The 24,044-nt window shown below is 44.5% G+C and carries 21 protein-coding genes, 5 tRNA genes and 3 rRNA genes; 27 read left to right on the top strand and 2 right to left on the bottom strand.

All coding sequences use genetic code 11. The features are described from left to right. Nucleotides 1-127: 127 nt before the first annotated feature. Nucleotides 128-1,603 (bottom strand): cardiolipin synthase, encoded by a 1,476-nt coding sequence (gene cls, locus MGG13_RS09795; protein WP_133432167.1) that lies wholly within the window; start codon nucleotides 1,601-1,603, stop codon nucleotides 128-130. Nucleotides 1,604-1,776: 173 nt separating this feature from the next. On the opposite strand from cls, the gene MGG13_RS09790 reads away from it, so the two are divergent. Beyond that, a complete protein-coding gene (locus MGG13_RS09790; RefSeq protein ID WP_229713250.1) occupies nucleotides 1,777-1,911 on the top strand; it encodes an Lmo0850 family protein in 135 nt (44 codons plus the stop codon). Between the two features lie 12 nt (nucleotides 1,912-1,923). Here MGG13_RS09790 and rodA read toward each other — a convergent pair whose 3' ends face one another. After that, the gene (gene rodA / locus MGG13_RS09785; protein WP_239034752.1) at nucleotides 1,924-3,078 is read right to left on the bottom strand and encodes a rod shape-determining protein RodA; all 1,155 of its coding nucleotides are present in this window, start codon (nucleotides 3,076-3,078) and stop codon (nucleotides 1,924-1,926) included. A gap of 154 nt (nucleotides 3,079-3,232) precedes the next feature. On the opposite strand from rodA, the gene MGG13_RS09780 reads away from it, so the two are divergent. From MGG13_RS09780 to tsaB, 26 genes are all read left to right on the top strand, one after another. Next, a complete protein-coding gene (locus tag MGG13_RS09780; RefSeq protein ID WP_239034751.1) occupies nucleotides 3,233-4,303 on the top strand; it encodes a D-alanine--D-alanine ligase in 1,071 nt (356 codons plus the stop codon). A 5-nt stretch (nucleotides 4,304-4,308) separates the two neighbouring features. Next, entirely contained in the window at nucleotides 4,309-5,646 is a 1,338-nt protein-coding gene (locus tag MGG13_RS09775; protein WP_239035716.1) for a UDP-N-acetylmuramoyl-tripeptide--D-alanyl-D-alanine ligase, read from the top strand. Nucleotides 5,647-5,812: 166 nt separating this feature from the next. Then, entirely contained in the window at nucleotides 5,813-7,294 is a 1,482-nt protein-coding gene (gene cshA / locus MGG13_RS09770) for a degradosome RNA helicase CshA (protein ID WP_239034750.1), read from the top strand. Between the two features lie 92 nt (nucleotides 7,295-7,386). After that, nucleotides 7,387-7,863 (top strand): PH domain-containing protein, encoded by a 477-nt coding sequence (locus MGG13_RS09765; RefSeq protein WP_133432171.1) that lies wholly within the window; start codon nucleotides 7,387-7,389, stop codon nucleotides 7,861-7,863. Then, the gene (locus tag MGG13_RS09760) at nucleotides 7,856-9,328 is read left to right on the top strand and encodes a PH domain-containing protein (protein WP_239034749.1); all 1,473 of its coding nucleotides are present in this window, start codon (nucleotides 7,856-7,858) and stop codon (nucleotides 9,326-9,328) included. The genes MGG13_RS09765 and MGG13_RS09760 overlap by 8 nt, the downstream gene beginning before the upstream one ends. Next, entirely contained in the window at nucleotides 9,315-9,788 is a 474-nt protein-coding gene (locus MGG13_RS09755) for a PH domain-containing protein (protein ID WP_133432173.1), read from the top strand. Before MGG13_RS09760 ends, MGG13_RS09755 begins: the two co-directional genes overlap by 14 nt. Further along, nucleotides 9,785-10,132 (top strand): holo-ACP synthase, encoded by a 348-nt coding sequence (gene acpS / locus MGG13_RS09750; RefSeq protein ID WP_133432174.1) that lies wholly within the window; start codon nucleotides 9,785-9,787, stop codon nucleotides 10,130-10,132. Before MGG13_RS09755 ends, acpS begins: the two co-directional genes overlap by 4 nt. 13 nt (nucleotides 10,133-10,145) lie before the next feature. After that, on the top strand, nucleotides 10,146-11,276 hold the full coding sequence (gene alr, locus MGG13_RS09745; protein WP_239034748.1) for an alanine racemase: 1,131 nt from the start codon (nucleotides 10,146-10,148) through the stop codon (nucleotides 11,274-11,276). A 59-nt stretch (nucleotides 11,277-11,335) separates the two neighbouring features. Continuing rightward, a complete protein-coding gene (locus MGG13_RS09740) occupies nucleotides 11,336-11,479 on the top strand; it encodes an antitoxin MazE (protein ID WP_133432176.1) in 144 nt (47 codons plus the stop codon). Further along, nucleotides 11,480-11,821, top strand: coding sequence for a type II toxin-antitoxin system PemK/MazF family toxin (locus tag MGG13_RS09735; RefSeq protein WP_133432177.1), 342 nt, complete (start codon nucleotides 11,480-11,482; stop codon nucleotides 11,819-11,821). 79 nt (nucleotides 11,822-11,900) lie between these two features. Continuing rightward, on the top strand, nucleotides 11,901-12,899 hold the full coding sequence (locus MGG13_RS09730) for a SpoIIE family protein phosphatase (RefSeq protein WP_239035715.1): 999 nt from the start codon (nucleotides 11,901-11,903) through the stop codon (nucleotides 12,897-12,899). 88 nt (nucleotides 12,900-12,987) lie between these two features. Then, nucleotides 12,988-13,311 carry an anti-sigma factor antagonist gene (locus tag MGG13_RS09725; protein WP_239034747.1) on the top strand — a complete coding sequence of 108 codons (324 nt, stop codon included), beginning with the start codon at nucleotides 12,988-12,990 and terminating at the stop codon, nucleotides 13,309-13,311. Between the two features lies 1 nt (nucleotide 13,312). Continuing rightward, entirely contained in the window at nucleotides 13,313-13,786 is a 474-nt protein-coding gene (gene rsbW, locus MGG13_RS09720) for an anti-sigma B factor RsbW (RefSeq protein WP_133432844.1), read from the top strand. Next, nucleotides 13,761-14,537: an RNA polymerase sigma factor SigB gene (gene sigB / locus MGG13_RS09715; RefSeq protein ID WP_239034746.1), complete on the top strand. Its 777-nt coding sequence runs from the start codon at nucleotides 13,761-13,763 to the stop codon at nucleotides 14,535-14,537. Before rsbW ends, sigB begins: the two co-directional genes overlap by 26 nt. Nucleotides 14,538-14,598: 61 nt before the next feature. Beyond that, nucleotides 14,599-16,740, top strand: coding sequence for a Tex family protein (locus MGG13_RS09710; protein WP_239034745.1), 2,142 nt, complete (start codon nucleotides 14,599-14,601; stop codon nucleotides 16,738-16,740). Next, complete coding sequence (locus MGG13_RS09705) at nucleotides 16,737-17,177, top strand: SprT family protein (RefSeq protein ID WP_239034744.1); 441 nt, start codon at nucleotides 16,737-16,739, stop codon at nucleotides 17,175-17,177. The genes MGG13_RS09710 and MGG13_RS09705 overlap by 4 nt, the downstream gene beginning before the upstream one ends. 79 nt (nucleotides 17,178-17,256) lie before the next feature. Continuing rightward, nucleotides 17,257-17,328 (top strand) — tRNA-Glu (locus MGG13_RS09700). A 107-nt stretch (nucleotides 17,329-17,435) separates the two neighbouring features. After that, nucleotides 17,436-17,519, top strand: a tRNA-Leu gene (locus MGG13_RS09695). Nucleotides 17,520-17,540: 21 nt separating this feature from the next. Further along, a tRNA-Gly gene (locus MGG13_RS09690) sits at nucleotides 17,541-17,614 on the top strand. A 162-nt stretch (nucleotides 17,615-17,776) separates the two neighbouring features. Further along, nucleotides 17,777-19,329: ribosomal RNA gene (locus tag MGG13_RS09685) — 16S ribosomal RNA — on the top strand. 88 nt (nucleotides 19,330-19,417) lie between these two features. Beyond that, a tRNA-Ile gene (locus tag MGG13_RS09680) sits at nucleotides 19,418-19,494 on the top strand. Nucleotides 19,495-19,517: 23 nt separating this feature from the next. Next, nucleotides 19,518-19,593, top strand: a tRNA-Ala gene (locus MGG13_RS09675). Nucleotides 19,594-19,729: 136 nt separating this feature from the next. Further along, nucleotides 19,730-22,652: ribosomal RNA gene (locus MGG13_RS09670) — 23S ribosomal RNA — on the top strand. Between the two features lie 84 nt (nucleotides 22,653-22,736). Then, nucleotides 22,737-22,851: ribosomal RNA gene (gene rrf / locus MGG13_RS09665) — 5S ribosomal RNA — on the top strand. The 16S, 23S and 5S rRNA genes sit together here with 5 tRNA genes alongside, the layout of an rRNA operon. Nucleotides 22,852-22,937: 86 nt before the next feature. Next, on the top strand, nucleotides 22,938-23,381 hold the full coding sequence (gene tsaE, locus MGG13_RS09660; RefSeq protein ID WP_420827918.1) for a tRNA (adenosine(37)-N6)-threonylcarbamoyltransferase complex ATPase subunit type 1 TsaE: 444 nt from the start codon (nucleotides 22,938-22,940) through the stop codon (nucleotides 23,379-23,381). Next, entirely contained in the window at nucleotides 23,378-24,040 is a 663-nt protein-coding gene (gene tsaB, locus MGG13_RS09655) for a tRNA (adenosine(37)-N6)-threonylcarbamoyltransferase complex dimerization subunit type 1 TsaB (RefSeq protein WP_239034743.1), read from the top strand. Before tsaE ends, tsaB begins: the two co-directional genes overlap by 4 nt. Nucleotides 24,041-24,044: the final 4 nt, after the last annotated feature.

Here is a 24,044-nt window from a genome sequence, read left to right as displayed (position 1 = left end):
GTACAGTGTAACAAATATGAGAAGAGGTGAAGTCATGATTAAACTTTCTAACAAAGAAAAAATGCTGAGCTACGGTGCGCTTTTAGCTCATAGTCTGTTCCTGGTGAACGTTGTGCTGTTACCCCTTTTAAAGGATAGGGGCAATAAGTCGCGCTAATGCTTCTTTTACTTTGATCCATAACGCACGCTGTTCGTATAATTCTATCGTCATTTCACTGGAGAGTTTGACATCTTCTTCAAAGGCGTGACGCAGTTCACAAGCGACTCCGGCGTCATAGATGAAGGCGTTGACTTCGAAATTCAGCTCAAAACTTCGGACATCCATGTTGGCGGTACCGACGCTCGCAACTTCGTCATCAATGACAATCATTTTCGTATGAATAAAGCCTTCTTCATAGAGAAAGACTTTACCCCCTACTTTTAGCAGTTCGCTCGCGAATGTCGTCGTTCCCCAGTAGACAAACGGATGGTCGGGTTTGTTAGGAATCATCAGATAAACTTTAACACCAGAGAGAATCGCGATTTTCAAGGCGTCCAGAAAAGCAGCATCTGGAATGAAATAAGGACTCTGAATGTAGATGGAATCTTTAGCGCTTGAAATCATCTTGATATAGCCGTACTTGATCTGATGGAGTTCTTCCTCCGGACCGCTTGAGGCGATTTGAATACCGACATCCCCGCCGCTTTTAACATCCGGAAAATATTTTGGTTCATAGCGGAGGAAATTACGGGTCGCCTGTGAATTCCAGTCCAGGATAAAACGGAGTTGCAGCGCATTCACTGCATCGCCTTCGATGCGCAAGTGTGTATCTCGCCAGTAACCAAATTTATCGTCGAGACCAAGGTACTCATCCCCGACGTTAAAACCGCCGATATAACCGATACGACCATCTATCACAACAATCTTGCGGTGGTTACGGTTATTGAGCCTGAAGTTGATGAGCGGAAAGAAGGACGGGAAGAATGCTTCTACCTGTCCGCCGAGTGCTTTGAACTCTTTGAATTTAGATAAAGTAAGTGTTCTTGAGCCCATATCGTCATATAGCATACGGACTTCAACGCCTTCTCGGAGCTTTACTTCGAGCGCATCGATAATACGTTGACCGATACCGTCGCGTTTAAAAATATAATATTGAATATGGATATGCTCTTTCGCTGCGAGGATGTCCGTGATTAGGTTCTCGAATTTATCATGGCCATCAGTGAGTACGTTGACACGGTTATCTGTTGTTAAAAAGGCCGGCTGGTTGATCAGCAGCATACGAATCATATCTTTATGTCTGACGACTTCTTCAGACGGTGAAACGAGTAAATTATTATCCAGCGCATAAATCTGTTCGTTGATAACGGTTTCCAGTTCGTACTTATCACTCTCATCAAAGTAAAAGAGGTGTTCCCGACTGATCTTCCGGCCGAATAGCAGATAGAGAAAGAAGCCGAGAAGCGGTAAGAAGAAGAGGACAAAAAGCCAGGCCCAGGTTGAACTGGCAGTGCGCCGCTCCAGGAAAATGATGACGAAGGCCAGAAAAATATTGACGATAAAGCCTAGAAAAATAGCGAGTGCATATATATTCGACAGCTCATTGACGATTAAATGATTCAAATGGTTGGCCTCCTCTTATAAGTAAGACTATTATACTATAATCTTTCGCACAGAACCTTTACTTCGCAGATATAATATTTTCAAAAAATTTACACAAATAAGTCTTTAGTCCTATAGTAAAAAGGGAATGTTTCAGTTAGAATGAAGGTAATCAATTGACAGGAGAGAACTCTATGACGAATAAGCAGGATAAAATGAAAAATGTCGTTACGCTTTTATCGACTCTCGGCGTCAACATAACTCGAACAAAATCACGACTGGATGTCATCCGTACATTACCGCATGTTGCCCCGGTTAAATTAAAATAAAACCTCCGATTCCTACGAATCAGAGGTTTTTTGTTTGTGATAAAAAATACTAAGGGCAATTCCGATGCCGCACATCACTGTCCATAAGGCGCTTCCCCCGTAACTGATGAGAGGTAACGGAATCCCTGTAATCGGTACGAGCTGAATTGTCATACCGACATTCTGAAACACGTGGAACATGAGCATGCTGATCAGTCCGGTCAGAAACAGAGAGCTGAACGGATGATCAGCATACTGTGCAAGCCGTATCAGATGCATGAATAGGGCCAGGAAGAGAATCAGCACAAGGACTGAACCGATGAAGCCGAATTCTTCGCCGACAACAGAATAAATGAAGTCGGTATGGTTTTCCGGGATATAGACCTCACCGTTCTTAAATCCTTTACCAAAAAGGCCGCCGGAACCGATGGCTTTCATCGATTCAATCAGGTGAAAGCCGTCACCTTCACTGTAAGCTTCAGGATTAAGCCAGGAATTAATTCGGCCCAGCTGATAAGTCTGAATTCCCAGCACTTTTTCAATTAAAACCGGTTTATAAAGAATGCTCAGAATAAGTGAAGCTCCGACTGCACCGATCGTCAACAGGAAAGGGACAAGTATCTTCCAGCTGATGCCTGAGACGATGATCATGCCGAGAATGATGGCGAGTAATACGAGTGTCGTTCCCAGGTCATTCTGCAATAGAATTAAAATCATCGGTACAAGTGCGACACCTGCTACTTTCAGAATGAGATTAAAATCTGTCTGAATCGTTTTATTGAACGTGAAGCGATTATGGCGATAAATCACGTTTGCCAGAATCAGCATTAAGATCACTTTCATAAATTCAGAGGGCTGAAGACTGATGGGTCCAATTCTATACCAGCTCTTTGCACCGTTGATAATCGGCGTGAAAGAAGATTCAGGCAGGATGAAAAGCCCTGCTAAAGCCAGATTACCAACTAAATAAATCGGCCAGACAAACTGACGGAGTTTTTTAGGTGAGATAAACATAAGAGAAAGCGCGATGATAAAACCGAGTATGTAATATAGGAACTGTCGTTCTGCGAAGTTGGTTGCATACTGCTGACCGGTCATTGCGGATGTGATAACCGTTATACTGACCGCTGCAAAAGCGATAAGCAGTACAAGTAACCACCAGTCAATCTTTTCTAACCATTGTTTCATTGAGGTAAGCACTTCTCCTTACTGCGAGTTAATAATAACCATTATAACTTAAGTTAGAAAAAGAATGAAATATGATTGAAATTTTCAACTGCAATTTGTTCTATCGTTTCATATCGTGATAAGATAGCACTAACAATTTTTATGGAGGCGTAATATGACAAAAGAAAATATTTGTATTATTTATGGTGGTAAAAGTGCAGAACATGATATCTCCATTTTAACGGCACAATCAGTCATCAATGCGATGGATAAAGAGAAATATGCAGTGGATACTATCTATATCACTAATGAGGGCGAATGGATTAAAGGCCCTGCTATCACAAATAAGATAGAAGACGCAGAAGTTCTGCGACTGATGTCTTCAGAATCAGTTTCTCTGACAGAGATGCTGAGCCAGTCAACAACAGGTCAGGCCTATGATGCACTTTTCCCGCTCCTGCACGGACCGAACGGTGAAGACGGAACAATTCAGGGCCTATTTGAAGTGCTCGATTTACCGTATGTCGGTAACGGCGTTTTAGCTGCATCAAGCTCAATGGATAAACTGGTGATGAAACAGTTATTCGCGAATAGAGGACTGCCGCAACTTCCTTACGTCAGCTTCTTAAGAAGTGAATTTGAGAAATATCGTACCAATATTCTTGAACTGGTTGATAATAAACTGGAATATCCGGTTTTCGTTAAGCCGGCCAATTTAGGTTCATCTGTCGGTATCTCTAAGTGCAATGACCGCGAGGAACTGATCAAAGGTATAGAAGAAGCACTCCAATTTGACCGTAAACTCGTCGTTGAACAAGGTGTCAGCGCTCGTGAAATCGAAGTCGCTGTTCTTGGTAATGACCATCCTGAGACGACGTTACCTGGTGAAGTAGTGAAGGACGTTGCATTCTATGACTATAAAGCGAAATATAAAGACGGCAAAGTCAAACTCGCTATCCCGGCAGATATTTCCGAGGAAACAGCTGAAACACTCCGTAACATGGCTGTAGAAGCGTTCAAAGCGACAGATTGTTCAGGCTTAGTACGCGCGGACTTCTTCGTTACTGAAGACGAAACGATCTATATCAATGAAACAAATGCGATGCCAGGTTTCACGAAGTTCAGTATGTATCCACTTCTCTGGGAGAACATGAATGTCTCTTACAGCGAACTGATCACCCGACTGATTGAACTCGCAAAAGAGCGCTACACAGAGAAAAAGAAAATTAAATATAAGATGGACTGATGGCGATGATAAAACGAACAGCAAAACAACTCGCTGCCATGTGCGGCGGTACGATAGAAAAAAATTTTGAAGACATCAAAGTAGAAGGCGTTTCTATAGACTCAAGATTGATTGACGACGCCGTTCTTTTTGTTCCTTTCAAAGGGGAGCATACAGATGGTCATCGCTACGTCACTCAGGCGATAGCGAGTGGTGCAGCCATCAGTTTCTGGCAGAATGATGTAGCTGATGCACCGGATGTACCCCTTATTAAAGTAGATGACTGCCTCACCGCTTTACAGAAACTCAGCCAGTCTTATCTGAAAGAAGTACATCCTACTGTAATCGGTATTACGGGTTCCAATGGTAAGACAACGACTAAGGACATGGTTGCGAGTGTACTCGCACCTCATTTCAAAGTGAAAAAGACAATCGGTAACTATAACAATGAAATCGGGCTGCCTCTGACGATCTGTCAGCTTGATGAAGACACAGAAGTATCAATACTTGAGATGGGGATGTCCGGCTTCAGAGAGATTGCATTATTATCCCGTATTGCGGAGCCTGATATCGCAGCAATCACGAATATTGGTGAAAGCCATATGCGTGACCTCGGCTCCCGTGCAGGAATTGCTAAGGCTAAGTTCGAGATCACTGAAGGCTTAAAAGGACTATTTATCTATGATGGAGACGAGGAACTGCTGAAGCCGCTTGCTGCAACGTTTAAAGGTGATAAGCAGTCTATCGGTTTTAACGAAGACAATCAGCTCCAGCTGCGAGATATCAAGCAGCTTGACGATGTGATTGCTTTTAAAGTAGGTGAATCGGAATCGGTCTTTGAGCTGCCGATGCTGGGTCTTCATAATGTCAGAAATGCAGCGATTGCAGTGACTATCGGCCGTCATATGCAGTTAAGCGATGCAGAAATCAATCGCAATCTTGCACATCTCGAAATGACCGGTATGCGCATGGAGAAACTAGCAGGCCCGGCAGGCAGCATTTTGATTAATGATGCTTATAATGCAAGTCCGACTAGTATGAAGGCAGCAATAGATACAATTGATGCAATGGATGGCACAAAGTATATCGTCTTAAGCGATGTACTGGAACTCGGTCCGGACTCAGAAAATTATCACCGCGCGGTCGGCCGCTACTTTGCAGGAAAAGACGTGACGCTTCTCGCGACAGGGCAGGAAGCGCGCTACATTTACGAAGAAGCAGAAAAATATGTGCCTGCTCATTACTTTAATACGAAAGAAGCCGTAGCAGAATTCCTGAAATCACGACTGAATGAAGAGGCAAAAGTGCTCTTCAAAGCAAGTCGTGGCATGAAGCTGGAAACGATAATAGAAACGCTCGTTTAAAGGAAAGGAGACTGTCTGGATGAAGACGGTTTCCTTTCTTTTCCTTTCATTCTCAGATAAATGCGTTTGCTATTCACTTGGTTAGATGGTAGTATAGAGAAGTTAACGCGAGAGCATAGTGAAAATTCACACGTAGAGCAAGCGAACAGAAAAAGGAGAAATAATTTTGCAAAAATTTAGAGACTTAGGTATTAGCGAACCTACAATCCAATCGCTAGAGAAGTTAGGTTTTACAGAACCTACAGCGATCCAGACTGAAAGTATTCCATATACTATGGCTGGCAGAGATGTATTAGGACAAGCGCAGACCGGCACAGGTAAAACAGGTGCATTCGGTATACCTTTAATTGAGAAAGTGAAGCAGCACGAAGGCATTCAGAGTTTAATACTCGCGCCTACTCGTGAACTGGCTGTACAAGTAGCAGACCAGTTAAAAGCATTCAGCCGTGGACAAGGTGTTCAGGTTGTGACTGTATTCGGCGGTATGCCGATCGACCGTCAGATTCGTGAATTAAAAAGAAAACCTCAAATCGTAGTCGGTACACCAGGACGTGTTATCGACCACTTAAACCGTCGTACACTGAAAACAGAACAGATGACGACACTGATTCTTGATGAAGCAGATGAAATGATGAACATGGGCTTCATCGATGATATGCGTTTTATCATGGATAAATTACCGAAAGAGAATCGTCAGACGTTATTATTCTCAGCGACAATGCCTAAAGCCATTCAGGAACTTGTTCAGAAGTTCATGAAGGACCCAGTTGTTGTTAAGACAATGACAAACGTTGATTCTAATCCGGATATCGACGAATTCTATACAATCGTCAAAGAACTTGAGAAATTTGATACATTTACGAATTTCCTTGATGTTCACAGCCCGGACCTTGCGATTGTCTTCGGTCGTACTAAACGACGTGTAGATGAGCTGACAAGTGCACTGATCTCTAAAGGTTACCGTGCAGAAGGTCTTCATGGTGATATCACACAGGCGAAACGTCTTGAAGTACTGAAAAAATTCAAGAATGATTCTATCGATATCCTTGTCGCAACAGATGTTGCAGCACGTGGATTAGATATTTCAGGCGTTTCACACGTTTATAACTTCGATATCCCTCAGGACGTTGAAAGTTATACACACCGTATCGGACGTACAGGCCGTGCAGGTAAACATGGTATGGCGATTTCATTCGTCAACCCGATTGAAATGGATTATATCCGTCAGATCGAAAAAGAGAAAAATCGTACGATGAAAGCTCTTCGTCCACCTACACCAGGTGAAGTCATGAAATCACGTGAGAGCGACGTTAAGAAAAAAGTAGCGGAATGGGTAGCTAAACCATCTGAAGAACGTATTGAAACAATCGCGCAAGGTCTGATTGAAGAATACGGCGATGTTAAATTAGTGACATCATTACTGCAGGAACTGATTCAATCTAACAATGATGTTGATGTTCAACTGACATTCGAAAAACCGCTTGGCCGTAAAGGTGGCAAATCATCTTATGGTCGTCGTGGTGGTAACGGTGGCGGTGGTAACCGTAACTTCAAAAACCGTGATTCTAAAGATAACCGCCGTCGTAAACCGGCAGCAGGTAAATCTAAGAACTTCAAAGGGCGTACATTCGCTGATCACAAGAAATAATACTGAGAGCCGCACTGAAAAGTGCGGCTCTTTTTTGTGCCGTCATCGATATCCTATTTTTGGTATAATTGATTGAAAAGAGGAGGTTAACTATGCGTTCAACAACTGAAATGATTAAACAGCCCCTGCAGGTCAAACAGCTTAAAATGTATCATTATCTGATCATAGCAGCGCTGCTTTTACTGGTAGCCTATGGTGTTCATTATGGGATTATTCACTGGTCCTGGTTCGACCAGCTGATTTTTATCTATGTACTACCTGCCCTGATGTTCCTCTTCTCCCTGGTAGCCCCGGCTATCCGTTATCGTTATACAGCTTATAGACTGAATGCCGTATCGATAGAGATATCACAGGGTCTGTTCTGGCATCAGCGCTCAGCTATTCCGATGGACCGCATTCAGTACGTCACAATCAGTACAGGACCGATTGCTCAAACACTCGGCTTGTCTAAAGTCAATGTCATCACGAGTGGAGAGTCGGTAGCGCTACCTTATGTTGATGCGGAGACCGCCCGCCATATCTCCAGACAGATTACAGAACGAATCAAGGAGGTGAGCAGTTATGTCTGAGACTAGACGTCTGCATCCCATCACTTATCTGTCAAAGATATTTAAATCCGTCAAAGATAACTTCCTGACCATTCTGCTTGCTGGTTTTCTTTTCTTAAAGAACGGCTTTAATCTGAATGATATCGGCGATCTTATTTTCCCTGGCATTCTGCTCTTCTTCGCCGTCATCAGTATCGTACTTGGTATCATCGAAGCGCTGACGACCACCTACTGGATCGCTGATGATAAATTATTTGTCAAAAGCGGTATTCTGTCAGTGACAACAAAGGAACTTTATATTGCCCGCATTCAGTCCGTTGAAACGACGCGTAATATAGTCAACCAGATTTTCGGAGGCGTCATCCTGGATATTAAGACACCGGGAGACGGTATTAAGCTGGATACCATCTCTAAACGAGCGGCAGATGAGCTGACCCATTATCTTGAAACAAGAAAAAATAATCTGGGTGATGCTGTAGAGGAAGTTCATCAGCCTTCAGCATTTCAATCCTACTACCAGCTGAAATTTAAAGATATCATGCTGATGAGTGTGACGAGTGGGGCGATGGGGACAGTGCTTGCTGTTGTATTCGGCTTGTATTCACAGGTTGATGAGATTCTTCATATCAGTGAAAGATTGTCACCGCTTCAGAAAGAGATCGGTTCAAGTTTTTATTCAATAGCGGTTACTGTGATTCTAGGCCTGTTACTGAGCTACATCATCGGTATCTTTGTCACTGCACTGAAATATTTTAATTATGAACTGACTTACGATGGTGAGCGTCTGAAAATCAGACATGGACTTTTTGAGGTCAAGGAACGTATTGTTGTCGTCAAACAAATTCAGGCGGTTGAAGAGAAGAAATCCTTTCTTAGACAATGGCTCGGCTATACGAGTTTCCGGGTGACCATAACAAGTGATGCCGCCCTTGAATCAGAAGACGACAATGTCCTTGGACAGATTGATGTTCTGCCTTTTATTAAGCGGAAGGAAGGTCTTCAGGTGATGGCACAGCTTGTTCCCGACTACTATTATAATGAAGTGGAACGCATTATCCCGAAACGGTCGCTAAGACGCTATATTCAGTGGTACTGGCTCGTGATTATTGTCGCCACAGGGCTCGTGCAGTATTATTTGTTCGATAAAGCGTGGATCATCGGTGTTGTCCTGCTGATTCTGACGTTTATATCAGGCTGGATGCGTTACCGTTATTCAGGATACGAGATTCAGGATAATCAGATCACTGTCCGTGAGACCGGTCTGTTTTCCAGCACTATCTACCAGTTGAAAGAAGACCGGCTGATCAGCGTTCATGTCACCGATCATTATTTTCTGGAAAAAGCGCATCTCGCGTCAATTGTCTTACGTGTATCAGCGGGTTCGCTTTTTACGGATGCATCGCTTAAACTAGTAGAAAGAGCAGATGCAGAACGTATTTATGACTGGTTTTTAGAGAAGGAGGTCAGACAATATGAAGAAAGCTGATGCTTCTGCCATAAAAGTATGGCGTATAGCGAATACCATCTGGACAGTTATACTGCTGGCGTTACTCATAGGTTTAGCGGCCGTCAGACATTTCTTCTTCGACTGGATTCCCTTGATGGTTGTGGCGGGTTTTGGGGCTCTTAATGTCCTTCAGATGATCTGGTTTATCTGGATCGAGCCGCGTATCGCTTATAGGACGCATGAATATCAAGTAGGTGAAACAGAACTGATCACTCGTTCTGGTATCTTCATCAAACGTGAGACGATTATTCCTTTTGTCCGTATTCAAAATGTAGAAACACAAGTCGGTCCGATTATGAAGCGTTTTAACTTAAAAAGCGTCGAGGTAACGACAGCGGGTGGAGCAACTCAGATTGAACTGATCAATAGTACGGAGGCGGAGCATATTAAAAAAGTGATTGATGAAGCAGTGAATCGTTTGGAGTGGACTGGCAGATGATAATAGGAATTGGAACAGATGTGATTGAAATAGAACGAATCAGCGGACTGATGTCAGAGAAGTTCATCAAGCGTATCCTGCATCCGGAGGAGATTAAAGTTCTTGAAACATTTAGTCATGAAGCGAGACAGGTCTCTTTTGTTGCGGGTCGGTTCGCTGTAAAAGAAGCGTACGCAAAAGCTTATGGTACCGGCATTGGACAGCAGTTCCGCTTTAATGATATCTGCTGTTTGAACAACGCGGCAGGTCAGCCGTACATCGAGGACGCGAAATATAAAGTTCATGTTTCAATCGCTCATTCTCACACAGTGGCGACTGCATTCGTTATAATAGAAGAAAAGTAAGAGGAGGATAATAATGAATTATTATCGTCAGAGTGTACTCCATATCAATTTAGATGATTTATATGATAATTATGCGGCTGTAGCGCGTCTGCATCCTGATAAGAAAACCATTGCAGTAATCAAAGCAAATGCTTATGGCATGGGAGCAGTGACAGTCGCTGAACACCTCAGAAAACAAGGTGTTGACTTCTTTGCAGTTGCTACATTAGATGAAGCACTTGAACTGCGCAAAAATGATATTACCGCACACATACTCGTGTTAGGTGTCATCAGACCAGAAGATGTCAAACGGGCTGCCGTTTCAAATATAGCGGTCACTTTGCCTGATGAAGCCTGGCTGACTGAAGCCATTCAACATTTAGACAGGACCCTCACCGTTCATGTGAAACTTGATACAGGTATGAATCGTATCGGTATACGAGATAAAGAAGAGTATGGCCGGGTACTTGTACGCATCAAACAAAGTGAACTGCTGGACTTTGAAGGTGTTTATACCCATTTCAGCTGTGCGGATATGGACAATGATTCTGCTGAACAGGCGCATGAGACATTTATGGAGATTGTGAATGCTTATGACAAACCGCGTTATATCCACAGTCAGAATTCTGCTGCTGCGCTCCGATATGAAATGGCGGACTGTACAGCAGTTAGGTTGGGGATTGCGATGTATGGTTATTATCCATCGCCGTTCATCAAAACACTCACTGATATTAACTTGAAGCCGGTCATGAAGCTGACGAGTGAAATCAACTTCATCAAAGATGTGCCGGCTGGTACGAAAATCGGATACGGCAGTCATTACGAAGCAGAACAGAATGAACGGATCGCGACACTTCCTATCGGTTATGCCGACGGACTTCTTCGTTCTATGTCGGGCTACTCGGTCAGCGTGGCAGGAGAAGATGCACCGATTGTCGGTCGTGTCTGTATGGATCAGACGATGATCCGTGTCTCTGATCAAGTAAAACTGGGAGATGAAGTGCTCATCATCGATAACAAGATGAATACTCACCAGTCAATGGAAGTGGCAGAAAAGAAACAGTCAACAATCAGCTATGAAGTGCTCTGTAACCTTGGACAAAGGCTGCCACGTGTTTACTATACGGATAATCAGTCAACCGCGAAGAATACATTATTAAAATAAAAGTAGTTTTTTTTATATGCGTTTGATATGATTATGTTGATTTACTTAGGAGGTTAATCATGAAGAAATTTGATCAATTATTAGCTGAAGGCTATGAATCTATGGCTGAACTTAATTTAATCATTTCTTATGAGCAATTCGATCTTGAAAGTGAAGTATGTGAAAAGAGCGAAATGTATTTCTTATCTGATGATGGTGAGTAGATGAGGCGCGGCGAAGTCTTCCTGGCTGATCTGTCCCCTGTCAAAGGCTCGGAACAAGGCGGTAAGCGTCCTGTTGTCATTATTCAGAACGATGTCGGGAATAAGTACAGTCCGACTGTTATCGTGGCTGCTATCACAGCGAAAATCAATAAAGCACGTATTCCGACCCATGTAGAGATTGGTAAAACCAATCATCATCTGGATAAGGATTCAGTGATACTGCTTGAACAGATCAGAACGATTGATAAAAATCGGTTGATTGAGAAGCTGACTGTTCTCTCTGCGGAAAAAATGCATGAAGTGAACCAGGCGCTTGAAATCAGTCTCGGACTTACTCAATGAATTAAAAGAGATACTTATCGTGGACTTTAGGATGACTAAAGTCTTTTTAGTTGGAAAGGAGGCAAATGGAATGAATCATATAGATGAACTTGTCGTTAATTACGAAAAAATATTGGATCGTTATATCGAATCAAAAAATGAAAAGGATCTGGACGGCATTCAGAACCTGAGCTTTGAAGCGATTGAAAACGACATTTCTCCGGAAGAAATTGTTTCCTTACATAAAGATTTAACGCTTGAAAAAGAGCTGACTGCTGAAGAGATGAAGCTGTCGATGGACGTATTACTTGAGATGGTCATTGGATTTGGCTTCTCTTATCGCGACTACAAAGCACTGGTCAAAAAGATGGAAGCACATGATAAAGAAATGGATATTGCAGCAAGTCTGCAGTCCATGATGCTGAAGACCAAGATTCCGAAACTGAACAGCATTGAAATCGGTGCGATCAGTGTGCCCGCACAGCGCGTAAATGGAGACTATTACAACTTGATCGATCATCATGATGGCACGATGAGTTTCGCGGTCGCAGATGTCATCGGGAAAGGGATTCCAGCTGCTCTTGCCATGAGTATGATTAAGTTTGGAATGGATTCATATGGACACTCACAACTCCCAAGTGATGGTCTGAAACGTCTTAACAGGGTTGTGGAGAAGAACGTCAATCAGAATATGTTCGTGACGATGTTCTACGGGCTCTACGAGGAAATCAGCAGTAAGTTCTATTATAGTTCCGCAGGTCATGAACCAGGTTATATCTACCGCGAAAAGACGGACAGCTTCGAAGAGATGGGTGCTCGCGGTATCGTATTAGGTGTCAATCCGACGACTCGTTATGATCAGGAAGAACATGACATCAATATCGGTGATATGATACTTGTCTTTACGGACGGTCTGTCAGAAATACGGCGTCTGTCAGGTGAGTTTGTTCGGACTGAAGATTTGCTTGAGCTGATTAGAACTTATAAACATCTGCATCCACAGGACATCGTGCAGGTGGTCTACGAAGAACTGATCAAGATTCAGGACCCTAAAAAACGGGATGATCTGACTATTCTTTTAATTAAAAGAGTCAATTAATGTTTAATGATTCAGATAAAGGGTATTTTTAATTGAATTTTACGTATTTAAATTAGACAAAATTATAGTGTAACTAGGAGTGTATGTAATGAACTTGAATATTGATACAATCGAACATGATACATTTTATGAAATTAAAGTAGCAGGAGAGCTTGATGTCTATACAGCCCCTGAACTGCTGGCTGTTCTTCAGCCTTTACACCAAAAAGGAACTCATGACATTCACCTGAATATTTCAGAGGTCAGCTATATGGATTCAACAGGTCTTGGTTTATTTGTAGGTACATTAAAAGAACTTAACAAACATAATCATGAACTTTATGTATTAGGGGCTAACAGTCGTATCGAAAGATTATTCGATATCACAGGTTTAAAAGAACTGATGCACGTGAATGCGGAGACGGAGGTTTAATATGACGAATTATGATTATATAGAGATGCGTTTTCCGGCTTCAGCTGAATATGTAGGACTCGTGCGTCTGACGTTATCAGGCATTCTGAACAGGGCGGGCGCTTCATATGACGATATCGAAGATTCAAAAATTGCTGTTTCTGAAGCTGTAACGAATGCGATTAAACATGCATACAAAGGCGAAGTAAAAGGTGATGTGTTAGTCGGTTATGTGATCTTCGACGAAAAAGTGGAAGTCATTGTATCAGATTCAGGTCAAAGTTTTGATTACGAAGAAACGAAATCAGAACTCGGACCTTATAAAGAAGATGAAAACATTGATTTTATTCGTGAAGGAGGACTAGGACTGTTCCTAATTGAATCATTGATGGATGAAGTGAACGTTAAGAAAGATGCCGGTGTCACAATCAGCATGACTAAGTACATAGCAGGAGAGCAGGTGCAACCTGATGGCGAGAGAGTCAACATCATTTAACGACATTTCTCCAGAGCAGATTAATGCCTGGATCAAGCTTTATCAGGAAACAAAGGACGAAATGGCACAGACCACACTCGTTGAACACTATAAAAAACTCGTGGAATCACTTGCCTATCGCTATTCTAAAGGACAAAGTCATCACGAAGACCTGGTTCAAGTAGGGATGGTCGGATTACTCGGTGCCATCAATCGTTTTGATGTTTCATTTGAAAGAAAATTTGAAGCGTTTCTTGTGCCGACTGTTATCGGTGAGATTAAACGTTATCTGCGAGATAAGACGTGGAGTGTGCATGTACCGCGCCGTATCAAGGAGATTGGACCGAAAATCAAGAAGGCGACGGATGAACTGACCAACCAGCTTGGACGTTCTCCGCAGATTAAAGAAATTGCTGATTATCTTGAAGTAACAGACGAAGAAGTTCTGGAAGCGATGGAGATGGGACAGAGCTATAATGCGCTCAGCGTCGACCATTCTATTGAAGCGGATAAGGACGGTTCTACTGTCACGCTACTTGACGTGATGGGGCAGCAGGAGGAAGGCTACGATTTAACTGAGAAACGGATGATCCTAATCAAGATTCTTCCTATCCTGTCAGACCGTGAAAGAGAGATTATACAATGTACATTCATCGAAGGCCTCAGCCAGAAAGAAACCGGCGAGAAGGTCGGCCTCAGCCAGATGCATGTATCAAGACTTCAGCGTACAGCGATCAAGAAACTGAGAGACGCTGTACAGGAGGGGAACTAGACATATGCTTAACAGCATGTGTCTTTTTTTGTGTTAAAATAAATGGACTGGAGGCGAGAAGATGGAGAAAGCAATCATCAATTTAATCATAGAAAAACTACCTTATAAGAATGGGCAGATAGAAGCGGTGCTGAACCTGCTGGAAGAGAAGAATACAGTACCTTTCATCGCCCGTTACCGAAAAGAAGTGACAGGTGGGCTAGATGAAGTAGAGATCAAAGAAATCGAGACTGAATACAGCTATATGGCTGCCCTGCAGAAACGTAAGGAAGATGTTATTAAAGCCATCGATGCACAGGGCCTGCTCACTGAAGATTTAAGAAAAGATATCCAGAAACAGACGAAGCTACAGCGTGTAGAAGATTTATATCGGCCCTTCAAGCAGAAAAAGAAAACGCGGGCGACAGAAGCGAAGCGTAAAAATTTAGGACCGCTTGCTGACAGGCTGCTGAAGTTCGAGGACTTTGATCGAATGGAAGCAAAAAATTATTTGAGTGACGAAGTGAACACAGTAGAAGAGGCGCTGAAAGGTGCAATGGACATCGTAGCAGAGGTGATTGCAGATGATCCGAAATATCGAGCCTTTATCTTGAAATCCGTCCAGGATTACGGGGAGCTCCATTCAAGCAAAAAGAAAAATGCAGAAGATGAAAAACAAGTCTTTGAAATGTACTACGATTATAGTGAACGTATCAGTAAAGTGGTTCCTCACCGTACACTTGCCATCAATCGGGGTGAGGAACTCGGTGTGCTCAAAGTCTCTATAGAACACGACCTTGAGCGCCAGGAACGTTATATTAAGAAACAGTTCGTTAAAAAGACAACTCAGAATGACGACCTCTATAATGAAATCATTACCGATAGTCTGAAGCGTCTGATTTTGCCTTCTATCGAACGAGAAATCCGAAGCGAGCTGACGACAAAAGCAGAAGCACAGGCTATTGAGATTTTCTCGGTTAACTTGAAAAACTTACTGCTGCAGCCGCCATTAAAAGGTAAAGTGATACTCGGCGTTGATCCTGCTTACCGCACAGGCTGTAAACTTGCAGTCATCAATGAATACGGTACATTTGTAGCAAAGTCTGTCATGTATCCGCACCCGCCAGTTAGTAAGAAAGCTGAAGCAGAAAAAATCTTTATAGATATGGTCACAAAGTATAACGTTGAACTGATTGCCGTCGGTAATGGTACAGCGAGCAGGGAAACAGAACAGTTTGTCGCTGAGATGATTAAAAAGCATCAATTAAAAGCAGCATTTATCATCGTTAATGAGGCAGGGGCCTCTGTCTATTCTGCAAGTGACCTTGCACGTCAGGAGTTCCCGGATTTTAAGGTAGAAGAACGAAGTGCCGTTTCAATCGGACGTCGTGTACAGGACCCGCTCAGTGAACTTGTTAAAATTGATCCGAAATCAATTGGTGTCGGCCAGTACCAGCATGATGTCAACCAGAAGTCTCTGACAGAATCTCTGTCCTTTATCGTCGAAACAGCCGTTAACCAGGTCGGTGTCAATGTCAATACGGCTTCTCTGCCACTCCTGCAGCATGTTTCAGGACTTTCGACAGCGGTTGCAAATAACATCATCAAATACCGGGAAGAGAATGGACCTATTCGTCATCATAAAGAAATTGCGAAGATTCCTCGACTTGGTGCTAAGACATTCGAGCAGAGTATTGGTTTCTTAAGAATACTGGACGGTTCAGAGCCTCTTGATCAGACTGCGATTCACCCTGAAAGTTACAAAGCAACTTACCAGCTGCTTGATGAGTTGGATAGTCACATCAGTGAACTTGGAACAGAAGCGCTCAAATCGAAGCTTCAGACCATGAATACTGCTGATATGGCGCAGATAATTGATATCGGCGAGTTGACATTACAAGATATCATCACAGCACTCATTGCGCCGGGGCGGGATCCGCGGGAAGATTATGAAGTCCCTCTCCTTAAATCTGACGTCCTGTCACTTGAAAACCTGAAAAAGGGAATGAAACTATCCGGAACGGTTCGGAATGTAGTGGATTTCGGTGCTTTTGTAGATATCGGAGTCAAACAGGATGGACTTGTCCATATCTCAAAACTGTCTGAACGTTTCGTCAAGCATCCGACAGATATCGTCAGTGTTGGTGACATAGTGGAAGTATGGGTAGAGACGGTGGATCTGGATAAGGGTAAAGTAGGGCTCGCGATGAAAGAGCCAAAATGACAGATCATGAACTGCAGAAGCTTGTGATGACAGTATCGCAGGAAGTGTTTCATGAGCCATTTAAGCATGAGGCTCTTTTTAACCGGCGTCTAAGAACAACAGGTGGGCGCTATATGCTCTTAAGTCACAATATCGAGATTAATCCCAGACAATTAGCAGTACACGGCGAAGAAGCAGTGATAGCCATTATTAAGCATGAACTGTGTCACTATCATCTGCATCTGGAAGGGAAAGGCTACAGACATCGAGACCAGGATTTCAAAACGCTTTGCCAAGAAACCGGCGCTCCTAGGTACTGTGCCCCTGTCACGAAGGAGCAATATCTTATATACCGCTGCAGTCAATGTGGTATACATTACCAGCGAAAAAGACGTATCAATATCGATAGATACAGGTGTGGCAAATGCCACGGAAAGCTAGAATTAGTCAGTAGTTAAAAAATTACTGATTAATTCTTTTTTAGTGTTGACATCAGCTTCGAAACGTTTTATGATAGTATTCGTTGCTAAAACAACAGGCCCCTTGGTCAAGCGGTTAAGACACCGCCCTTTCACGGCGGTAACACGGGTTCGAATCCCGTAGGGGTCATAATCTTTTAAAAAAGTTAAACAAAAGTGTTGACTTTAAAACTTGAAGGTTATATAATAAATATTGTCGCTAAAACAGACGACAACATAAAAGTTATCTGCTAACGAGCGGTCGTGGCGGAATGGCAGACGCGTCAGACTAAGGATCTGGTGGGTGTAATACCCGTGGAGGTTCGACTCCTCTCGACCGCACTACTTTTTAAAATTATATATGCGGGTGTAGTTTAGTGGTAAAACCTCAGCCTTCCAAGCTGATGTTGTCGGTTCGATTCCGATCACCCGCTCCATTAAATAAATGAACATTGAAAACTGAATGACAATATGTCAACGTTAATTCCAAATAAGACTGCGATTTTTAATCGCTAGTCGCATTTGCGAACTCGCGTAGCGAGTTTGTACAATGTCAAAGAGTGATTGGCTTAACCAATCAAAGAGCTTTATCAAACACTTTTATGGAGAGTTTGATCCTGGCTCAGGATGAACGCTGGCGGCGTGCCTAATACATGCAAGTCGAGCGGACAGACGAGGTGCTTGCACCTCTGAAGTCAGCGGCGGACGGGTGAGTAACACGTGGGTAACCTACCTGTAAGACTGGGATAACTTCGGGAAACCGGAGCTAATACCGGATAATATTTTCCACCTCATGGTGGAATAGTGAAAGACGGTTTCGGCTGTCACTTACAGATGGACCCGCGGCGCATTAGCTAGTTGGTGAGGTAACGGCTCACCAAGGCGACGATGCGTAGCCGACCTGAGAGGGTGATCGGCCACACTGGGACTGAGACACGGCCCAGACTCCTACGGGAGGCAGCAGTAGGGAATCTTCCGCAATGGACGAAAGTCTGACGGAGCAACGCCGCGTGAGTGAAGAAGGTTTTCGGATCGTAAAACTCTGTTGTAAGGGAAGAACAAGTACGTTAGTAACTGAACGTACCTTGACGGTACCTTACCAGAAAGCCACGGCTAACTACGTGCCAGCAGCCGCGGTAATACGTAGGTGGCAAGCGTTATCCGGAATTATTGGGCGTAAAGCGCGCGTAGGCGGTTTCTTAAGTCTGATGTGAAAGCCCCCGGCTCAACCGGGGAGGGTCATTGGAAACTGGGAGACTTGAGTGCAGAAGAGGAGAGTGGAATTCCATGTGTAGCGGTGAAATGCGCAGAGATATGGAGGAACACCAGTGGCGAAGGCGGCTCTCTGGTCTGTAACTGACGCTGAGGTGCGAAAGCGTGGGGATCAAACAGGATTAGATACCCTGGTAGTCCACGCCGTAAACGATGAGTGCTAAGTGTTGGGGGGTTTCCGCCCCTCAGTGCTGCAGCTAACGCATTAAGCACTCCGCCTGGGGAGTACGGTCGCAAGACTGAAACTCAAAGGAATTGACGGGGACCCGCACAAGCGGTGGAGCATGTGGTTTAATTCGAAGCAACGCGAAGAACCTTACCAAATCTTGACATCCTCTGACAACTCTGGAGACAGAGCGTTCCCCTTCGGGGGACAGAGTGACAGGTGGTGCATGGTTGTCGTCAGCTCGTGTCGTGAGATGTTGGGTTAAGTCCCGCAACGAGCGCAACCCTTATCTTTAGTTGCCATCATTCAGTTGGGCACTCTAGAGAGACTGCCGGTGACAAACCGGAGGAAGGTGGGGATGACGTCAAATCATCATGCCCCTTATGATTTGGGCTACACACGTGCTACAATGGATGGTACAAAGGGCAGCGAAACCGCGAGGTCAAGCAAATCCCATAAAACCATTCTCAGTTCGGATTGTAGTCTGCAACTCGACTACATGAAGCTGGAATCGCTAGTAATCGTAGATCAGCATGCTACGGTGAATACGTTCCCGGGTCTTGTACACACCGCCCGTCACACCACGAGAGTTTGTAACACCCGAAGCCGGTGGAGTAACCTTTTAGGAGCTAGCCGTCGAAGGTGGGACAGATGATTGGGGTGAAGTCGTAACAAGGTAGCCGTATCGGAAGGTGCGGCTGGATCACCTCCTTTCTAAGGATAATACGGAAAAGGAATCTTAATTCCTTCGGAATAACGTCTGACATATTGTATTCAGTTTTGAATGTTCATTCATTCAAATGGGCCTATAGCTCAGCTGGTTAGAGCGCACGCCTGATAAGCGTGAGGTCGATGGTTCGAGTCCATTTAGGCCCACCATTGATAGTTTAATATACCTTTTTGGGGGCTTAGCTCAGCTGGGAGAGCGCCTGCTTTGCACGCAGGAGGTCAGCGGTTCGATCCCGCTAGTCTCCACCATTTAAAATTGTACTTTGAAAACTAGATAAAGTAAGAAGAAAAAAGATTTTACCAAGCAAAACCGAGTGAGTTCATTTATTGAATTCTCAAAAAATCGCGCGTCTGTATTCATACAGACATCACATTATTAATAACAGATTAAGTTATTAAGGGCGCACGGTGGATGCCTTGGCACTAGAAGCCGAAGAAGGACGTTACTAACGACGATATGCTCTGGGGAGCTGTAAGTAAGCACTGATCCAGAGATTTCCGAATGGGGAAACCCAGCATGAGTTATGTCATGTTATCCATATGTGAATACATAGCATATGAGAAGGCACACCCGGAGAACTGAAACATCTAAGTACCCGGAGGAAGAGAAAGAAAACTCGATTCCCTGAGTAGCGGCGAGCGAAACGGGAAGAGCCCAAACCAGGATGCTTGCATCCTGGGGTTGTAGGACACTCAGCACGGAGTTACAAAGGAACGATTTAGACGAATGACTTTGGAAAAGTCAACCATAGAAGGTAAAGGTCCTGTAGTCGAAAAGTCGTCCCCTCCTGAGTGGATCCTGAGTACGGCGGAACACGTGGAATTCCGTCGGAATCCGGGAGGACCATCTCCCAAGGCTAAATACTCTCTAGTGACCGATAGTGAACCAGTACCGTGAGGGAAAGGTGAAAAGCACCCCGGAAGGGGAGTGAAATAGAACCTGAAACCGTGTGCTTACAAGTAGTCAGAGCCCGTTAATGGGTGATGGCGTGCCTTTTGTAGAATGATCCGGCGAGTTACGTTTTGATGCAAGGTTAAGCAGTGGATGCGGAGCCGCAGCGAAAGCGAGTCTGAACAGGGCGAATGAGTATCAGGACGTAGACCCGAAACCAGGTGATCTACCCATGTCCAGGTTGAAGTTCAGGTAACACTGAATGGAGGACCGAACCGACTTACGTTGAAAAGTGAGCGGATGAGGTGTGGGTAGCGGAGAAATTCCAATCGAACCTGGAGATAGCTGGTTCTCTCCGAAATAGCTTTAGGGCTAGCCTCGCATGATGATTACTGGAGGTAGAGCACTGTTTGGACTAGGGGCCCCCCTCGGGTTACCGAATTCAGACAAACTCCGAATGCCAGATAATTTAATGCGGGAGTCAGACTGCGGGTGATAAGGTCCGTAGTCGAGAGGGAAACAGCCCAGACCACCAGCTAAGGTCCCAAAATATATGTTAAGTGGAAAAGGATGTGGCGTTGCCCAGACAACTAGGATGTTGGCTTAGAAGCAGCCATCATTTAAAGAGTGCGTAATAGCTCACTAGTCGAGTGACGCTGCGCCGAAAATGTACCGGGGCTAAACATATTACCGAAGCTGTGGATTGTCCGTAGGACAATGGTAGGAGAGCGTTCCAAGGGCGTCGAAGCATGACCGTAAGGACATGTGGAGCGCTTGGAAGTGAGAATGCCGGAGTGAGTAGCGAAAGACGGGTGAGAATCCCGTCCACCGATTGACTAAGGTTTCCAGAGGAAGGCTCGTCCGCTCTGGGTTAGTCGGGACCTAAGCCGAGGCCGACAGGCGTAGGCGATGGATAACAGGTAGATATTCCTGTACCACCTGAGATTGTTTGAACGATGGGGGGACGCAGAAGGATAGGCGATCGTACTGTTGGTTATGTACGTCCAAGCATTGAGACTGAGTGTCAGGCAAATCCGGCACTCGTAAGGTCAGGATGTGATGGGGAGCGAAATTAAGTAGCGAAGTCGTTGATTTCACACTGCCAAGAAAAGCCTCTAGTTAGATATCAGGTGCCCGTACCGCAAACCGACACAGGTAGTCAAGATGAGAATTCTAAGGTGAGCGAGCGAACTCTCGTTAAGGAACTCGGCAAAATGACCCCGTAACTTCGGGAGAAGGGGTGCTTTTTAGGGTGCAAGCCCTGAAGAGCCGCAGTGAATAGGCCCAAGCGACTGTTTATCAAAAACACAGGTCTCTGCAAAACCGTAAGGTGACGTATAGGGGCTGACGCCTGCCCGGTGCTGGAAGGTTAAAAGGAGTGGTTAGCATCTCGCGAAGCTACGAATTGAAGCCCCAGTAAACGGCGGCCGTAACTATAACGGTCCTAAGGTAGCGAAATTCCTTGTCGGGTAAGTTCCGACCCGCACGAAAGGCGTAACGATTTGGGCACTGTCTCAACGAGAGACTCGGTGAAATCATAGTACCTGTGAAGATGCAGGTTACCCGCGACAGGACGGAAAGACCCCGTGGAGCTTTACTGCAGCCTGATATTGAAATTCGGCACAGCTTGTACAGGATAGGTAGGAGCCTTTGAAGCGTGAGCGTCAGCTTACGTGGAGGCGCTGGTGGGATACTACCCTGGCTGTGTTGACTTTCTAACCCGCGCCACTTATCGTGGCGGGAGACAGTGTCAGGCGGGCAGTTTGACTGGGGCGGTCGCCTCCTAAAGAGTAACGGAGGCGCTCAAAGGTTCCCTCAGAATGGTTGGAAATCATTCGCAGAGTGTAAAGGCACAAGGGAGCTTGACTGCGAGACCTACAAGTCGAGCAGGGTCGAAAGACGGACTTAGTGATCCGGTGGTTCCGCATGGAAGGGCCATCGCTCAACGGATAAAAGCTACCCCGGGGATAACAGGCTTATCTCCCCCAAGAGTTCACATCGACGGGGAGGTTTGGCACCTCGATGTCGGCTCATCGCATCCTGGGGCTGTAGTCGGTCCCAAGGGTTGGGCTGTTCGCCCATTAAAGCGGTACGCGAGCTGGGTTCAGAACGTCGTGAGACAGTTCGGTCCCTATCCGTCGTGGGCGTAGGAAATTTGAGAGGAGCTGTCCTTAGTACGAGAGGACCGGGATGGACATACCTCTGGTGTACCAGTTGTCGCGCCAGCGGCATAGCTGGGTAGCTATGTATGGACGGGATAAGTGCTGAAAGCATCTAAGCATGAAGCCCCCCTCAAGATGAGATTTCCCAACTTCGGTTATAAGATCCCTCAAAGATGATGAGGTCAATAGGTTCGAGGTGGAAGCACAGTAATGTGTGGAGCTGACGAATACTAATCGATCGAAGACTTAATCAAATATCAGATTTTTTAAGCTCGGTGAGCTTGTGAATCAATTTCTTCTTACTTATCTAGTTTTGAGAGTATAATATTCTCACCCTGTCTGGTGATGATGGCAGAGAGGTCACACCTGTTCCCATACCGAACACAGAAGTTAAGCTCTCTAGCGCCGATGGTAGTTGGACTTACGTTCCGCAAGAGTAGGACGTTGCCGGGCAAATAGAAAGAGACCTGTCAGGTCTCTTTTTTTTATATTCTTTTTTAGTATAATAGATAGGAATGAATAGAAGCGAAGGTGATGGAATGCATATCATAATAGATTCATTAGAAGACATGAAGAAACTTGCATCAAGTCTCGCTGTTCAAGCACAGGCGAACGATGTGTACTTGTTAAAAGGAGATTTAGGTGCGGGAAAAACGACGTTCAGTCAATTCTTTGGACAAGCACTCGGTGTGACGCGAACCATTAATTCTCCAACCTTTAATATTATTAAATCTTATCAAGGACACCTGCCTTTTCATCATATGGACTGCTACCGACTTGAAGATGCAGAAGAAGACCTGGGATTTGATGATTATTTTTATGGTGAAGGTGTGACGCTCATTGAATGGCCACAGATGATAGAAGAATTTTTACCTGATAGCTATATGACGATTGAGATCAACAGAGTGTCTGAGACAACCAGAGAAGTGATTCTCACTGCAACTGGCAAACGTTATGAAACTGTACTGGAGGTCTTATCGTGAAATTACTTAATATTGATACGGCGAATCAGCCTTTATCTGTCAGTGTAACCGATGGCATAGAAGTTCTGGCTGAATTCAATAGTGCGAAAAAAATCAATCATTCGATTACTTTAATGCCGATGATTGAGATGGTCATGAAACATGCTGATTTAGAAATGAAAGAACTTGAAGGGATCATCGTCAGTGCAGGACCGGGTTCCTATACTGGACTTCGGATAGGGGTAACCACTGCAAAGACACTCGCCTATACACTCAATATCCCGCTGTACAGCGTATCTTCTCTTAAAGCACTAGCCGCGACTGTCAGAATGCATGAATTCCTTCTGGTGCCCGTCATTGATGCAAGAAGAGATGCTGTCTACAGCGGCATTTACCGATTTAAAGGGACGGCAGTAGAACAGATGATAGAAGACCGCTATATGACTATAGATGATCTTAATCATTATTTGAAGGCTCAGCACATGCCTTATCTCTTTATAGGAATGGATGCAGTCAAGTTGAAAGATAAGCTTAAAGGACCGGTCTTTTATTGTATTCCGCGTAGTGCTGAGATGCGACGTATAGCTGATTTTGAGCATCCGGAAGATGTTCATGGCTTTGAGCCGACTTATTTAAGAATGACGGAGGCGGAACGCAATTGGCTGAACAAGCAGGATTAACAAT

Source organism: Macrococcus brunensis, from assembly GCF_022343725.1.
GTDB lineage: Bacteria > Bacillota > Bacilli > Staphylococcales > Staphylococcaceae > Macrococcus > Macrococcus brunensis.
The sequence above is the reverse complement of the archived record's forward strand: the minus strand, read 5'-3'. Positions and strand labels throughout refer to the sequence as shown.

What these genes read in the sequence shown, in the direction of transcription:
- MGG13_RS09705 (WP_239034744.1), top strand. Translation starts at nt 16,737, where the DNA reads ATGACAGATCATGAACTGCAGAAGCTTGTGATGACAGTATCGCAGGAA.
- rsbW (WP_133432844.1), top strand. Translation starts at nt 13,313, where the DNA reads ATGACGAATTATGATTATATAGAGATGCGTTTTCCGGCTTCAGCTGAA.
- MGG13_RS09780 (WP_239034751.1), top strand. Translation starts at nt 3,233, where the DNA reads ATGACAAAAGAAAATATTTGTATTATTTATGGTGGTAAAAGTGCAGAA.
- MGG13_RS09735 (WP_133432177.1), top strand. Translation starts at nt 11,480, where the DNA reads ATGAGGCGCGGCGAAGTCTTCCTGGCTGATCTGTCCCCTGTCAAAGGC.
- acpS (WP_133432174.1), top strand. Translation starts at nt 9,785, where the DNA reads ATGATAATAGGAATTGGAACAGATGTGATTGAAATAGAACGAATCAGC.
- MGG13_RS09775 (WP_239035716.1), top strand. Translation starts at nt 4,309, where the DNA reads ATGATAAAACGAACAGCAAAACAACTCGCTGCCATGTGCGGCGGTACG.
- MGG13_RS09760 (WP_239034749.1), top strand. Translation starts at nt 7,856, where the DNA reads ATGTCTGAGACTAGACGTCTGCATCCCATCACTTATCTGTCAAAGATA.
- MGG13_RS09725 (WP_239034747.1), top strand. Translation starts at nt 12,988, where the DNA reads ATGAACTTGAATATTGATACAATCGAACATGATACATTTTATGAAATT.
- rodA (WP_239034752.1), bottom strand. Translation starts at nt 3,078, where the DNA reads ATGAAACAATGGTTAGAAAAGATTGACTGGTGGTTACTTGTACTGCTT.
- MGG13_RS09765 (WP_133432171.1), top strand. Translation starts at nt 7,387, where the DNA reads ATGCGTTCAACAACTGAAATGATTAAACAGCCCCTGCAGGTCAAACAG.
- MGG13_RS09755 (WP_133432173.1), top strand. Translation starts at nt 9,315, where the DNA reads ATGAAGAAAGCTGATGCTTCTGCCATAAAAGTATGGCGTATAGCGAAT.
- alr (WP_239034748.1), top strand. Translation starts at nt 10,146, where the DNA reads ATGAATTATTATCGTCAGAGTGTACTCCATATCAATTTAGATGATTTA.
- sigB (WP_239034746.1), top strand. Translation starts at nt 13,761, where the DNA reads ATGGCGAGAGAGTCAACATCATTTAACGACATTTCTCCAGAGCAGATT.
- tsaE (WP_420827918.1), top strand. Translation starts at nt 22,938, where the DNA reads ATGCATATCATAATAGATTCATTAGAAGACATGAAGAAACTTGCATCA.
- MGG13_RS09790 (WP_229713250.1), top strand. Translation starts at nt 1,777, where the DNA reads ATGACGAATAAGCAGGATAAAATGAAAAATGTCGTTACGCTTTTATCG.
- MGG13_RS09710 (WP_239034745.1), top strand. Translation starts at nt 14,599, where the DNA reads ATGGAGAAAGCAATCATCAATTTAATCATAGAAAAACTACCTTATAAG.
- MGG13_RS09740 (WP_133432176.1), top strand. Translation starts at nt 11,336, where the DNA reads ATGAAGAAATTTGATCAATTATTAGCTGAAGGCTATGAATCTATGGCT.